The 13712-nt window shown below is 60.4% G+C and carries 12 protein-coding genes; 8 read left to right on the top strand and 4 right to left on the bottom strand.

The window, feature by feature from the left end:
• Positions 1 to 2 precede the first annotated feature (2 nt).
• From ACWKV9_RS03130 to ACWKV9_RS03120, 3 genes are all read left to right on the top strand, one after another.
• Positions 3 to 947 carry an ABC transporter permease gene (locus tag ACWKV9_RS03130; RefSeq protein WP_483834614.1) on the top strand — a complete coding sequence of 315 codons (945 nt, stop codon included), beginning with the start codon at positions 3 to 5 and terminating at the stop codon, positions 945 to 947.
• Positions 947 to 1831, top strand: a complete 885-nt coding sequence (locus ACWKV9_RS03125; protein WP_483834613.1) for an ABC transporter permease — start codon at positions 947 to 949, stop codon at positions 1829 to 1831. Before ACWKV9_RS03130 ends, ACWKV9_RS03125 begins: the two co-directional genes overlap by 1 nt.
• Before the next feature lie 172 nt (positions 1832 to 2003).
• Entirely contained in the window at positions 2004 to 3599 is a 1596-nt protein-coding gene (locus tag ACWKV9_RS03120) for a gamma-glutamyltransferase family protein (protein ID WP_483834612.1), read from the top strand.
• Positions 3600 to 3701: 102 nt separating this feature from the next.
• Here the strand turns inward: ACWKV9_RS03120 and ACWKV9_RS03115 are convergent, their stop codons facing one another.
• Positions 3702 to 4907 carry an NAD(P)/FAD-dependent oxidoreductase gene (locus ACWKV9_RS03115; RefSeq protein WP_483834611.1) on the bottom strand — a complete coding sequence of 402 codons (1206 nt, stop codon included), beginning with the start codon at positions 4905 to 4907 and terminating at the stop codon, positions 3702 to 3704.
• Between the two features lie 347 nt (positions 4908 to 5254).
• On the opposite strand from ACWKV9_RS03115, the gene ACWKV9_RS03110 reads away from it, so the two are divergent.
• A complete protein-coding gene (locus tag ACWKV9_RS03110) occupies positions 5255 to 5797 on the top strand; it encodes an RrF2 family transcriptional regulator (protein ID WP_483834610.1) in 543 nt (180 codons plus the stop codon).
• Positions 5798 to 5967: 170 nt separating this feature from the next.
• The gene (locus ACWKV9_RS03105; RefSeq protein WP_483834609.1) at positions 5968 to 6789 is read left to right on the top strand and encodes an oxidoreductase; all 822 of its coding nucleotides are present in this window, start codon (positions 5968 to 5970) and stop codon (positions 6787 to 6789) included.
• Between the two features lie 113 nt (positions 6790 to 6902).
• Here the strand turns inward: ACWKV9_RS03105 and ACWKV9_RS03100 are convergent, their stop codons facing one another.
• From ACWKV9_RS03100 to ACWKV9_RS03090, 3 genes are all read right to left on the bottom strand, one after another.
• On the bottom strand, positions 6903 to 7250 hold the full coding sequence (locus tag ACWKV9_RS03100) for a DUF202 domain-containing protein (protein WP_483834608.1): 348 nt from the start codon (positions 7248 to 7250) through the stop codon (positions 6903 to 6905).
• Positions 7247 to 7651, bottom strand: coding sequence for a YidH family protein (locus ACWKV9_RS03095; protein ID WP_483834607.1), 405 nt, complete (start codon positions 7649 to 7651; stop codon positions 7247 to 7249). The genes ACWKV9_RS03100 and ACWKV9_RS03095 overlap by 4 nt, the downstream gene beginning before the upstream one ends.
• A gap of 230 nt (positions 7652 to 7881) precedes the next feature.
• Positions 7882 to 9198, bottom strand: a complete 1317-nt coding sequence (locus ACWKV9_RS03090) for an L-fuconate dehydratase (protein ID WP_483834606.1) — start codon at positions 9196 to 9198, stop codon at positions 7882 to 7884.
• A 220-nt stretch (positions 9199 to 9418) separates the two neighbouring features.
• On the opposite strand from ACWKV9_RS03090, the gene ACWKV9_RS03085 reads away from it, so the two are divergent.
• The 3 genes from ACWKV9_RS03085 to ACWKV9_RS03075 all read left to right on the top strand — a co-directional run bounded on the left by ACWKV9_RS03085 (position 9419) and on the right by ACWKV9_RS03075 (position 13557).
• On the top strand, positions 9419 to 10372 hold the full coding sequence (locus ACWKV9_RS03085; protein WP_483834605.1) for a LysR substrate-binding domain-containing protein: 954 nt from the start codon (positions 9419 to 9421) through the stop codon (positions 10370 to 10372).
• Between the two features lie 211 nt (positions 10373 to 10583).
• Positions 10584 to 12137: a UxaA family hydrolase gene (locus ACWKV9_RS03080; protein WP_483834604.1), complete on the top strand. Its 1554-nt coding sequence runs from the start codon at positions 10584 to 10586 to the stop codon at positions 12135 to 12137.
• A 94-nt stretch (positions 12138 to 12231) separates the two neighbouring features.
• The gene (locus ACWKV9_RS03075; RefSeq protein WP_483834603.1) at positions 12232 to 13557 is read left to right on the top strand and encodes an MFS transporter; all 1326 of its coding nucleotides are present in this window, start codon (positions 12232 to 12234) and stop codon (positions 13555 to 13557) included.
• Positions 13558 to 13712: the final 155 nt, after the last annotated feature.

Here is a 13712-nt window from a genome sequence, read left to right as displayed (position 1 = left end):
GCATGCTGACATTCATCTTCAGACGCTTGCTCAGCGCCATCCCGACGCTGATTCTGGTGTCGCTGTTCGTGTTCACCCTGCAGAAACTGCTGCCGGGTGATCCGGTGCTGGCGATGGCAGGCGAAGAACGCGACCCCGCGGTGATGGAATATCTGCGCGATAAATACCGGCTCAATGATCCGGTGCCGCTGCAGTACATCCATTGGGTCGGCAACGTGCTGCAAGGGGACTTCGGCACGTCGCTACGCACCGAACAACCGGTCACCGCGCTGCTGGCTTCCAAGCTGCCGGTGACCATTGAACTGGCGGTGCTGGCGTTGATCATCGCGCTGCTGATCGGCATTCCCACCGGGGTGATTTCCGCCGTGCGCAAAGGCACGGCGGTGGATTACGGGGCCAACATCTTTGCCTTGTCGGGGATCTCCATTCCGCACTTCTGGCTGGGGATTCTGTTGATCATGATCTTCGCCGTGAAGCTGCAATGGCTCCCCGCCTCAGGCTTCGTGCCGCTGGGCGAAGACGTCGGGCAAAACCTGAAAACCCTGATCTTGCCGGCCTTCGTCCTCGGTGCCGGGCTGTCTGGCGTGCTGATGCGCCACACCCGCAGCGCCATGCTCGAAGTGCTGCGTGCCGATTACGTGCGCACGGCGCGGGCCAAAGGGTTATTCCCGCGCACGGTGATTTTGAAACACGCCCTGCGCAACGCACTGATGCCCATCGTCACCCTGACCACGTTGCTGTTTGGCGAGTTGCTGGGCGGCGCGGTGCTGACCGAGCAAGTGTTCAGCATTCCGGGCTTCGGCAAGATGATTGTCGACGCTGTGTTCAACCGCGATTACGCCGTGGTGCAAGGCGTGGTGCTGTGCGTCGCCATCGGTTTTCTGCTGCTCAATCTGTTGGCGGATGTGTTGTACCGCATGATCAACCCGCGCCTGAGGACTGCCTGATGACCGCGATAGCCCCGCAAGCCTTCCGCGCCAACGACATCGCGCTCAAGCCGCGCACCCGCTCGCCTTTCGTGCGTAAATTTTTGGCGAACAAAGGCGCGGTGATTGGTTCGGTGGTGTTGCTGGTGTTCATCCTCGCCGCGCTGCTGGCGCCGTGGATTGCGCCGTACGATCCCCTGAAAGCCAACTTCCTGGCCGTACGTAAAGCGCCGTCGATGATGTACTGGCTGGGCACCGATGAACTGGGCCGCGATCTGTTTTCCCGCCTGCTGTGGGGCGCACGCAGCTCCTTGCTCGCCGGGGGTGTTTCGGTGGCGATTGCCATGGTCATCGGCGTGCCGCTGGGGCTCATTGCTGGCTACTTCGGCGGCAAGCTCGATGCGGTGATCTCGCGAATCATGGAAGCGCTGCTGTCCTGTCCGTTTCTGGTGTTGGCGATTGCCCTGGGTGCGTTTCTCGGCCCGAGCCTGACCAACGCGATGATCGCTATCGGCCTGTCAGCGATGCCGATCTTTTCCCGCCTGACGCGGGGTCAGGTACTGGCGATTCGTCACGAGGATTATCTGGAAGGCGCCCGCGCCATCGGTCTGCCGGATCGCTGGATCATCCTGCGCTACGTGCTGCCAAACGTGATGTCGCCGCTGGTGGTGCAAGCCACGCTGACCATCGCTTCGGCCATTCTTGCCGAAGCCAGTTTGTCGTTCCTCGGGCTGGGGCAGCAACCGCCCTCACCGTCCTGGGGCTCGATGCTCAACACCGCGAAAAATTTCATGGAACAGGCGCCGTGGATGTCGATTGCCCCCGGTGTGGCGATCTACATCACGGTGCTGTGTTTCAACCTGCTGGGCGATGGGTTGCGTGACGCCCTGGACCCAAAAAACTAATACTCAGGCTTTGTGAAAACGTCACGAGCGATGGCAAGACAAGGCAAAAGCAGGCCGGAAAGCGGAGTCTAGGTGTTCTAAATGAGCATTTCCGGCCTGCTTTTAACGCCGTATTGCCGAGCGCAGTAGTTTTCACAGAGTCTGAAATTTTCACTGCCAAGAGAGTCTACTCATGTTCGATGATCTGGATTACAGCCAACCTTACGCGTCCGCCCGCTCGCCGGTGATGGGCAACAACATGGTCGCCTGCTCCCAGCCGCTGGCAGCCCAAGCGGGGCTGGACATGCTGCGCAAAGGCGGCAACGCGGTCGATGCGGCCATCGCGGCGGCCATGGTGCTGACCGTGGTCGAGCCCACCGGTTGCGGCATCGGCAGCGATGCGTTCGCCATTGTCTGGGACGGCGAGAAGTTGCAGGGCCTCAATGCCTCGGGACGCTCGCCGAAGGCCTGGACCCCGGAGTATTTCGAAGGCCAGAAAGAGATGCCGCAGCGCGGTTGGGGCGCGGTCACCGTGCCGGGCGCCGTGTCGGCCTGGGTGGCCTTGTCCGACCGCTACGGCAAATTGCCGTTCGCGACCCTGGCAGAACCTGCCATCGGTTATGCGCGGGATGGCTATCAGGTCACGCCGATCATTGCCGAGTTGTGGCGTCGCGGTGCCGGGCTATTGAAAGATCAGCCGGGCTTTGCCGAATGCTTCCTGCAGGGCGGTAAAGCGCCGAAAGCAGGCGAGAAAGTTCGCTTGAAAGACCACGCGAAAACCCTGCAATCGATTGCCGATACCAAGGGCGAGTCGTTCTATCGCGGTGAGTTGGCGCAGGCGATCATCGCTCACGCCCACACCAACGGCAGCGTCATGAGCCTGGATGATCTGGCGACCCACAGCGTGGATTGGATCGAGACTTTGTCGGTGCCCTATGCCGGAGCGGTAGTCCACGAATTGCCGCCCAACGGCCAGGGCATCGCCACGCTTTCCGGCCTGACCATGCTCGAAGCCTTGGGCGTTGGCGAGCATCCGGTGGACAGCGCCGAGACGGTGCATCCGGTGCTCGAAGCGATGAAGCTGGCGTTGGCCGATCTCGACGAGCACGTGGCCGACAACGATCACATGCGTGTGCGCTCCGAGCATTTGCTGGACCCGACGTACCTGATGGAACGCGCCGCACTGGTCAACGAGCAGGCGGCCAATCCGGGTCACGGCTCGCCCAAGGCTGGCGGCACGGTGTACCTGTCGGCAGCGGACGAGAGCGGCATGATGGTCTCGTTTATTCAGTCCAACTACATGGGCTTTGGTTCGGGTGTCGTGGTGCCTGGCACCGGCATCAGCCTGCAGAATCGTGGCGCGGGCTTCACTCTCGATCCCGGTCACGTCAACACCGTCGCACCGGGCAAGCGCCCTTTCCACACCATCATTCCAGGCTTTGTGATGAACGCCGACGGCACGCCGTTGATGTCTTTCGGCTTGATGGGCGGACCGATGCAGGCGCAAGGTCACTTGCAGATGATGATGCGCATCCTGCGCTACAAACAGAACCCGCAGGCGGCGGCGGATGCACCGCGCTGGAGACTGGAAGCGGGCTTGAAAGTCGCCGTCGAGCGCTCGTTCGATCGATTGGTGGTGGCAGAACTACGCGCCAAAGGCCACGACATCGACGTCGAAGAGCCCAGTGGTGTGTTCGCGTTTGGCGGCGCGCAGATCATCCAGCGCACCGAGCATGGCTATGTCGGTGGCACCGATCCACGTAAAGACGGGTTGGTTGCGGCGTATTGATTTGTAGGAGCGCGCTTGCCCGCGATGTCGGTATGCCGGTGGACACATTTGTCACAGGCACATTGCAATCGCGGGCAAGCGCGCTCCTACAGTCGGTGTTCTTTAAGCCACCACTGGAATCAACGGATCAGCCGCCGCCAGTGCCGACACCCGATCCGCCGCCGGTGGGTAGATCCACACCGAGTTGATGGTGGTTTTCAGTTTTTTGGCTTCGGCCTTGATCAGTTTCACCTGACGATCCCAGCCTTCGGTGTACACCGCGCCCCACTCGCCCAGATCCAGGCAGGTAACGTATTTGACCTGGCTGTAGGGCGTCGGCGCTTCACCCAGGAGATCAGCAGCGACGTTATTGCCCGCCGAGCGACCCAAAGCGATGGCGTGCTGACAGGTCATCATCGCGAAGTTGCCCTCATCGTCCGTCGCGGCATAGGCGGTATCGCCAGTGGCGTAGATGTCTTGCTGACCGATGACTTTCAGATTGCGATCAACGTGCAGGCGGCCGTAGCTGTCACGCTCGCCCGGCACTTGTTCGGTCAGTGAGCTGGCACGCACACCGACTGTCCAGACCACGGTTTTAGCGTCGATGCGCTGGCCGTCCGCCAAGGTCACGCCGTGTTCGTCCACCGACACCACCGAGGCATTAAGCTTCCACTCGACACCCAGCGACTCGCTGGCTTCGACGATGGAGGGGCTGATGTTTTCACCCAGTGACGCGCCGATTTTGCTACCACGGTCGACGATGATCACATTCACCTTGGCATCGGCGCCCAGCACGGCGCGCAACCGGGCGGGCATTTCAGTGGCGGTTTCGATACCGGTGAAGCCACCGCCCGCCACGACGACCGTGTTGCGAGCCGCAGACTCAGGCTGCTGGGCCAGTGCGTGAATATGGGTTTCAAGGCGGCTCGCTTCGGCGATCAGGTCGACGTCGAACGCATGCTCCACCCCTTTTACCGCAGTCGGACGAACAACCCGGCTGCCGGCTGCCAGCACCAATTTGTCGTAGCTGATCGCGGACGAGATACCGTTGGCATCGGTGAACTCAACCCGTTTGCCGGCGACATCGATCTTGCTGGCAACACCGCGCACGAACTTCACACCCACCGCGTCGAACAGCGGACCGAGCGGCAATTTCATCTGATGCACTTGCTGCTCGTAGAAACGAGGGCGTACCGCCAGTTCGGCTTGCGGGGCCAGCACGGTGATTTCCACGTCATCACGCTCATGCATGTCCAGCAAACGCGCTGCGCTCAAGGCACTCCACATGCCGCCAAAACCTGCGCCGACGATCAGAATCTGCTTTTTCATTGTGTGCTCCGGATAGATAACAAGTCGTTTTCGGTTTGAGTAAGCGCTGGCGATAGCATCGATGACGCGGGCCGGTGCTGGTTGATACGGTCGGAGTTAGCGACCATCTCAGAACAACTACGACTCTATTGATCGGAGTTATTTTCGGCAAGTGGTTTTTTGTCTTGTTTGTGGGCCTCAGCCAGCCTGACCGCCTAAAATGGCTCTGGATCAGCTATCTGCTGCGGGTATGGAGTGAACAAAAAAAATGGAACCGGCCGCCCGCTGGTCGCGGACCCTAACGATTCCTTGCTGCACACCCGTGTAAATTGGTAGCTTTATGCCGATCAATCTAGTCGGAGATACACATGTCCCTTTACAGTGCCGGCGTCGAATACGGCATCCACTGTCTGCTGCTGTTGATGGACGAGCGTGGCGAGAGCCGCGAAGCCAGTGTGCGAGACCTCGCGGAGCTGCAGGGCGTGCCGCTGGAGTATCTGGCGAAGGTGTTTACCAAGCTGGCCAAGGCCAAACTGGTGGTTGCCACCGAAGGCGTGCGTGGCGGTTTCAAACTGGGCAGACCGTCAGATGAGATCAGCCTGCTGGACATCGTCAACGCCATTGACGGGCACAAGCTGATTTTCGATTGCAGGGAGATTCGCGGCCGTTGCGCGGTGTTCGACGGCTCGCCGCCAGACTGGGCGGTAGAGGGCATGTGCGGCATTCATGCCGCGATGATGACCGCACAAAAACGCATGGAAGAGGCGCTGGCTCAGCAAACCATTCTTGATCTTGGACGACGTACCGCGCGCAAAGCGCCTGCGGAGTTCGGCGCTCAGGTGAACGACTGGCTCAATGAGCGAAAAGAGAATAAAGCGGCCGGGATTGCTGTGGTGGATGTGACTGATTAAGGCTCCTGGGAGGAATCCTTATTCTGTAGGAGCGAATTGATTCGCGAGACAACCCTCGCGAGACGACCCTCGCAATACATCCCGTCGCACGCCTCGCCAACACGTCGGCGCCTGCAGAGCGATGGAATGTCGCGAGCATTACAGAGCAAATGTCCGAAGTGATGGGAACGGTGCCCCGTTTATCCGTCTTGGGAAATCCAATTTACTGGCCTCAAGCGCCTGAATCGCGATTCGCCACAGTCGGTCCGTCCGAAGTGCTGCACGGCGGGGTTGCTTACACCACCGAAGGCTGGGTGCCGAACACGCCGAACCGCGCGCTGACCGTCGATGAAATTCAGTCGCTCGTCGAAAGCTTCCGTACGGCCGCCCAGCGCGGCGTCACCGCAGGCTTTGACGGTGTTGAGCTGCACGGCGCCAACGGTTATCTGGTCGACCAGTTTCTTCAGGACAACAGCAACAAACGCACCGACCGCTATGGCGGTTCGATTGAAAACCGCGCACGGTTTCTGCTGGAAGTGACCAACGCGCTGGTTTCAGTCTGGGGCAGTGATCGCGTCGCCGTGCGTGTTGGCCCGAGCGGGACCTGGGGCGACATGGGCGATAGCGATCCTGAGGCACTGTTCACCTATGTAGCGCAGCAGTTGGCGCCGCTGAATCTGGGGTACATTCACCTGATCGAGCCACGCATTCTGGGCAATATCGAGGATGAAAACGCCGATCCCGCCCCCGTGGCCACGCAGCTGATTCGCAAGCACTACAAGGGCGTGATCATGGCTGCCGGTGGTTTTAACGGTGAGTCCGCAGAGGCCATTTTGCAGGCCGGCGATGCGGATCTGGTGGCGTTTGGTCGGGATTTCATCGCAAACCCGGACCTGCCAGAGCGGCTGCGCCACAACCTGCCGCTGAACCCGTACGATCGCCCGACCTTCTTTGGCGGGACAGAGGTGGGATACACCGATTACGCGTTTTATCAGGAGCCAGCGACGGCGTAACTGAGCAATACGCCCGGTCTGTAGGAGCGAACTTGTTCGCGAGGCGGCACAACTGCTAAACCTCATCGCCCGCCTCGCCAACAAGTTGGCTCCTACAGGTTTTGGTCAAACTGTCAGGGAAACACCACCGCATACACCGCGATCAGACTCAGCCCGATAACGGTCAATCCCAGCACCACCACTTCACGCAACGGCGCGGGAACGCGCTCCACGCACATGCCTTTGGTGCTTTTGCGATAGCGGGCGTTCAGCCCGATTTGCACCAGCAGACATGCCATCAGCGCAACGATTGTCGGCGTTAATGCCCACAGGCCAAAGTGCGGAATCCAGCGCAGGAACAGGATGCAGCAGACCATCAGCGTCAGCAGCGTGCGCCGCCATGCAAGCAGCGTCCGCTCAGGCTGCAGCCCAGGATCATCGTGCCCAATGACAGCCAGGTTTCGACCCGCGCTGCCGGTCACGACGCGCCGACACTCAAAAACACAATCAGCCCCGCGGCCACCAGTGCCCCGCCCAGGGACAGGATTGGCACCAACACCGGCAATGGCAGCGGTTTGCGTTGGCGCATAGCGCGCTCGACGTTCAACCAGCGCACGCAGGCACTGCCGCTGACCAGCATCGCCAACACCAACAGCGTCAGCGCCACACCCCTGCGCAAGTCAGGACCGAACACTTCGCCGGTGAAAGCTTCCACGGCAATGCCGCCAGCCAGAAAGGCCAACGCCGTACGAATCCAGGCAAGAAAGGTACGTTCGTTGGCCAGAGTAAATCGGGGATCAGGTTCACAGCCAGCACCTAATAAAGAGGCGCTGAGCCGATCACGTTCAGGCGCAGCAGGTTTGGCGGGGTCCGGAGAGGTCATGTCACACCGTGGTCGGGTAGAGTGCGCAAATCATACCGCCCACCGGATCGAAAGGCCCGCGCCGGATACGCGACGCCGATTAGCCTGTCGCGCCACGCTATATAGATGTCGCCCAATTGCGTACGCACATAGCTGTAGGAGCGCGCTTGCCCGCGAAAACGATAGCCCTGTGGATGGATTCGTCACAGGAAAACCTTTCGCGGGCAAGCGCGCTCCTACAACTGAAGAGGCTACTTCTCTGCCAAATCCACCCACACCGCTCCATTCGGAAACTGATAACGATCCAGCGTCTCCGGGTGCATTTCGATGCTGTAGCCCGCACGTTGAGGTGGCATGTAACGGCCACGACGGATGACTACTGGATCAAGAAAGTGCTCGTGTAGGTGATCGACATATTCCAGCACGCGGTTTTCCAGCGAGCCGGACACAGCGATGTAATCGAACAGCGAGATGTTCTGCACGTACTCGCATAACCCGACGCCACCGCCGTGCGGACACACCGGCACATCGAACTTCACTGCCATCAACAGCACCACCAGCACCTCGTTCAAACCACCCAATCTCGCGGCGTCCACTTGGCAGAAATCCAGCGCGCCAGCCTGAAACATCTGCTTGAACATCACCCGGTTGTGGCAGTGCTCGCCGGTGGCCACGCCAATCGGCTTGATCTTCTGGCGGATCGTGGCGTGGCCAAGAATGTCGTCGGGACTGGTCGGTTCTTCAATCCACCACGGCTCGTACGCCGCCAGCCGACGCATGTTGTGGATCGACTCCTCCACGCTCCAGACCTGATTGGCGTCCATCATCAGCGTGCGCTCCCAACCCAGTTCGTCTCGCAGAATCGCGGCGCGACGCAGATCTTCTTCGATGTCCGCACCGATCTTCTGCTTGATATGGGTCCAGCCCTCGGCCACGGCTTCACGGGCAAGATGGCGCATTTTCTCTTCCGAATAACCCAACCAGCCGGGCGCAGTGGTGTAGCCGGGATAACCCTCTTCGAGCATCTGCGCCTCACGCCTGGCCTTGCCCGGCACCTGACGGCGCAACAGAGCGATCGCTTCTTCCGGGGTAATCGCGTCAGTGACGTAGCTGAAATCCAGGCATTTGACGAGCTGCTCGGGCGTCATGTCGGCCAACAGTTTCCACACCGGTTTGCCCTCGGTCTTGGCCCACAAGTCCCAGACGGCATTGACCAGCGCAGCGGTGGCCAGATGGATGACGCCTTTTTCCGGGCCCAACCAGCGCAACTGGCTGTCGCCTGCGGTGATGTGGTGCCAGAACGCGCCCATGTCGGCGGTGATGTCCTCCAGGGTCTTGCCGACGATCATCGGCGCCAGCGATTCAATCGCAGCGACACAAATTTCGTTGCCACGACCGATGGTGAAGGTCAGACCGTGGCCTTCCAGTTTGTCGGACGAATCGGTGTGCAGCACCACGTAGGACGCCGAATAATCCGGCGCGCTGTTCATGGCATCCGAGCCGTCCAGCGACAGGGAGGTGGGGAAGCGGATGTCGCGGGTGGTGATGGAGGTGATGGTGATTGGCATGGGGGGTCTCTTATTGTTTTCGGAGTGTTTGGTCCGCTAGAGCGCGCTTGTTCTGGGCCGCATCCGGATGATTGCGATGCGCCTGTTATGCATCCGTTGAATGACGGGACGCATTCGCGGGCAAGCGCGCTCCTACAAACGAATGCGCGTGAAATGACTGTAGGCCCAATCGCCATACGCGCATAATCGCCAAATCCTAATCATCGATATTAGATTCGATATGACTGAGCACAACGCTGATCTCCCCTCCTTCACCAGCCTAAAAATTTCCAGCCGGCAGATCGCTTTGCTCAACGCCCTTGGTGAACTGGGCAATCTGGGTAAGGCCGCCGGTGCGATTCACACCTCGCAACCTGCGGCCAGCCTGTTGCTCCAGCAATTGGAGGAGCGGCTGGGCGTTCAGCTGTTCGAGCGCTTGCCCCGAGGCATGCAGCCCACGTTGTACGGCGAAGTGATGATTCGCTACGCCCAGGGTGCGCTGCATGAGTTTGAAAACGCCGAAGCGCAGATCGCCGAACTGGCGCGCGGTGCCTCGGGGCGTGTGCGCATCGGCGCCGTGATGGGGCCGGTGCCGACCTTGTTGACCCGCGGCGTGCTCGCATTCAAGGCGCAATACCCGAACGTGCGCCTCTCGATTGAAGTGGGCACCAGCGACACCCTGCTGCCCGCGCTGATTCGCGGCGATTTCGATGTGGTGCTCGGGCGCTTGCCGGATCAGATCGACAGCCATGGCATCGATATTCAGCTGTTCGAACAAGGCGAGCAGATGCGCATCATCGCTCGTCCCGACCACCCGCTGGCGGGCAAAGCCAGACCGACGCTGGCCGATCTCGCGCAGCAGACGTGGATTCTGCACCCGATCGGCAGCCCAATGCGTCGTCAGGTCGAACACGCGCTACAGGCCGCGCAACTGGTGCATCCGCTGGATATCGTCGAAACCGCCTCGATCCTGGCGACCACCTCAATGATCGAGTCCTCGGACATGATTGCGGTGGTGCCCAACGATGTCGCCGAGCACTACCAGCGTTACGCCATGATCGCCGTATTGCCCGTGGAACTACCGCTGGCGATGGCTAATCTGGGTTTGCTGACGTCCAGATCCAGGCCAATGTCGGCGGCGGTCGAGCAGTTCATGGGCTGCCTTAAAGCGCAAAATCCTGTGGCGTCGGGTTGATAACCGCCGGTTATCAATCAATCGAAACCTTTCATTGGGAAATTATCAAACGGCTTCATAGAGTGATCGGCAACTGATGCGGGCGCCCCAAAGCCCGTGCATAACAAGAATCTGACTGCCTGCTCCGGCGCTGTCCCTGGTGATGTTCCCAGCCCCGGGAGCCGTTGCGTTCTGAACGCAGATGCAGGCGGCGACCGTCCTGAGAGGCTTCATGGAACTCATTGCCAAAACGCCTGCCTTCGACAGCAGCGCCGTGGTCATCCGGCTAAACCCCCTCGATAACGTGCTGATCGCTCGCCAGCCGCTGAGCGAAGGCATGCGCCTGGCCGATGAAGGCATCACGGTGCTGGAGGCGATCCCTTCCGGGCACAAGGTCGCGACTGTCCGTGTCGAAAAAGGCCAGCCATTGCGCCGCTATGGGCAGATCATCGGTTTCGCCTCGCAGCCCATTGAAGCCGGGCAACACGTGCACGTGCAGAACGTGGAGATGTCGGACTTTTCCCGCGATTACGCATTCGGTGTCGATGCCCACGAGACGCCAAAAGCCGAGGCGTTTTTCCAGGGCATCGTCCGGGCTGACGGCCGAGTGGCAACGCGCAATTACATTGGAATCCTGACCTCGGTGAACTGCTCAGCGACGGTGGCCCGGGCGATAGCCGACCGCTTCCGGCGTGACATCTTTCCGGAAGCGTTGGCGGCGTATCCCAATGTTGATGGCGTGGTGGCGCTCACCCACGGCTCCGGTTGCGCCATCGATTCCAAGGGCGAAGCCATCGACCTGTTGCGGCGAACCTTGGCTGGCTACGCAGTGCATCCGAATTTCGCCGCCGTTTTGGTGGTCGGGCTGGGCTGTGAAACCAATCAGATTCAAGACTTGCTCGACAGTCAGGGGCTGACCGCCAGCAACCAGCTGCGCGCGTTCACCATTCAGGGCACAGGCGGCACCTCGAAAACCATCGCCAGCGGCATCGAGCAGGTCAAATCGCTGCTGGACGAAGCCAATCAGATCAAACGCGAAACCGTCAGCGCCCGGCATCTGCTAGTCGGTCTGCAATGCGGCGGTTCTGATGGTTATTCAGGGATCACCGCCAACCCGGCGCTGGGCAACGCAGTGGACAGACTGGTGGCGGCAGGCGGCACGGCCATTCTTTCTGAGACTCCGGAAATTTACGGCGCCGAGCACCTGCTCACACGCCGCGCTGTAAGCCGGGCCGTTGGTGAAAAACTGATCGAGCGGATTCACTGGTGGGAAGACTACTGCCAACGCATGAACGCTGAGCTGAACAACAATCCGTCAGCGGGGAACAAGGCCGGCGGGCTGACGACGATTCTGGAAAAGTCCCTCGGTGCGGTCGCCAAGGCCGGTTCGACCAATCTGATGGGCGTGTACGAATACGCTGAAAAAGTCACTGCGCAGGGCTTGGTATTCATGGACACGCCGGGGTACGACCCAGTGTCCGCCACCGGCCAAGTGGCTGGCGGCGCGAACCTGATCGCCTTCACCACCGGGCGCGGTTCGGCCTACGGGTGTGCGCCTACGCCGTCGATCAAGCTGGCGACCAACAACCTGATGTTCGCCCATCAGGAAGAGGACATGGACGTGAACTGCGGCGGCATTGCCGATGGCAGCACCACGATTGAGGAGCGCGGCGCTTACATCTTCCAGATGATGCTCGACATTGCGTCCGGCCAGCGCAGCAAAAGCGAGCAGCACGGTTACGGCCAGAATGAATTCGTGCCGTGGCAGATCGGGGCGGTGACCTGACCCCATATCGAAACCCGAGGTAGAACACTCTGCCGCTTCGCCCGTGCCGTTGACGAGGCGGCAAGCAACCTTAACAACAATAAAAAAGGTGCCTATGAAAAGCCTCAAGACCTACCAGACCATCACCATCGTCTTTTTGATGTGCTTCGGCATCGTCAACTATCTGGACCGCAGCGCGCTGTCCATCGCCAACACCACTATTCAGAAGGACATGCTGATCAGCCCGTCAGAGATGGGCATTTTGCTGTCCGCCTTCTCGCTGGCCTATGCCTTCGCGCAGTTGCCGATGGGCATGATGATCGACCGGCTGGGCAGCAAAATCGCCTTGGGCGGCGCGTTGATGGTCTGGTCGATTGCGCAGACCGCCTCGGGCTTTATCAACAGCTTCAGCAGTTTCTTCGCCCTGCGTGTCTTGCTGGGGATCGGCGAGGCACCGATGTTTCCTTCGGCTGCCAAAACACTCAACGAGTGGTTCGAACCCCATGAGCGCGGCACGCCTACAGGCATCGTCTGGTCCTCGACGTGCATCGGGCCGTGCCTGGCGCCGCCGGTGCTGACGCTGTTCATGGTCAACTTTGGCTGGCGCGGGATGTTCATCATCACCGGCGTGATCGGCATCATTCTGGCGCTGTGCTGGCTGATGTTTTACAAAAGCCGCGCGCAGTATCTGGCGCAGCTGGCGGCGAGCGGCGAACAGCCCGTGGTGGCGGTCCCGGTCGCGGCCATCGACAGCACGCCGAAACCTTCTTTCTTCGCCGGGTGGCTGGACCTGTTCAAGCACCGCAGCACCTGGGGCACGTTTCTTGGGTTCATGGGCGTGATTTACATGCTCTGGCTGCACCTGACCTGGCTGCCGGGATATTTCCAGCGCGAGCATGGCCTTGACCCGTACCAGACGGCCTGGCTGGTGTCGTTCGCTTATGTGTTCGGTGCTGTGGGGACCATCGTCGCCGGGCGGATCTGTGACCGTTTGGTCAAACGCGGCGTGGGCGTGCTCAACAGCCGTAAATACACGGTGATCGGCGGGCTAGTGATTGCAGCGCTGTTTACCTTGCCGCTGACGTTTGTCACGGGCCTGACCGGCTGCACGATCTTGCTGTGCGGCGCGCTGTTCGGCATCAACCTGTCCAGTGCCACGGCGTGGATGGTGGTGAACACGGTCGTGGACACCAAGCGCGTTGCCTCGCTCGGTTCGATCCAGAACTTCGGCGGCTATATTGCGGGTTCGGTCGCCCCCATCGTCACTGGTTTCAGCGTGCAGTATTCAGGGCACTTCGCCAGCGCTTTTCTCATCAGCGCCATTGTTGCCATGCTCTCGGCAGTGGCGTATTTCGTCCTGCTCAAGGCGCCCATCCCGGAGCACAGCACCCCATTGAAGCAAGCTGATACCCATGGCAATGCGGGGGTTGAAGTGCGCTAGCCTGCGCAGGCACTCGTCGCCCGCACATGATCCGAGCGGCTGTACATTCTGAATTTGACCCAAATCCGTGGGAGCGGACCTGCCAGCGAAGAGGCATGTAAAGGCTGCAGATTTCTAGCGCCTATCGATAGCCTTCGCGGACAGGTCCGCTCCCA

It is taken from the genome of Pseudomonas corni (genome assembly GCF_057128765.1).
Note: the sequence above shows the minus strand (reverse complement) of the source record. Positions and strands in the feature narration are given on the sequence as shown.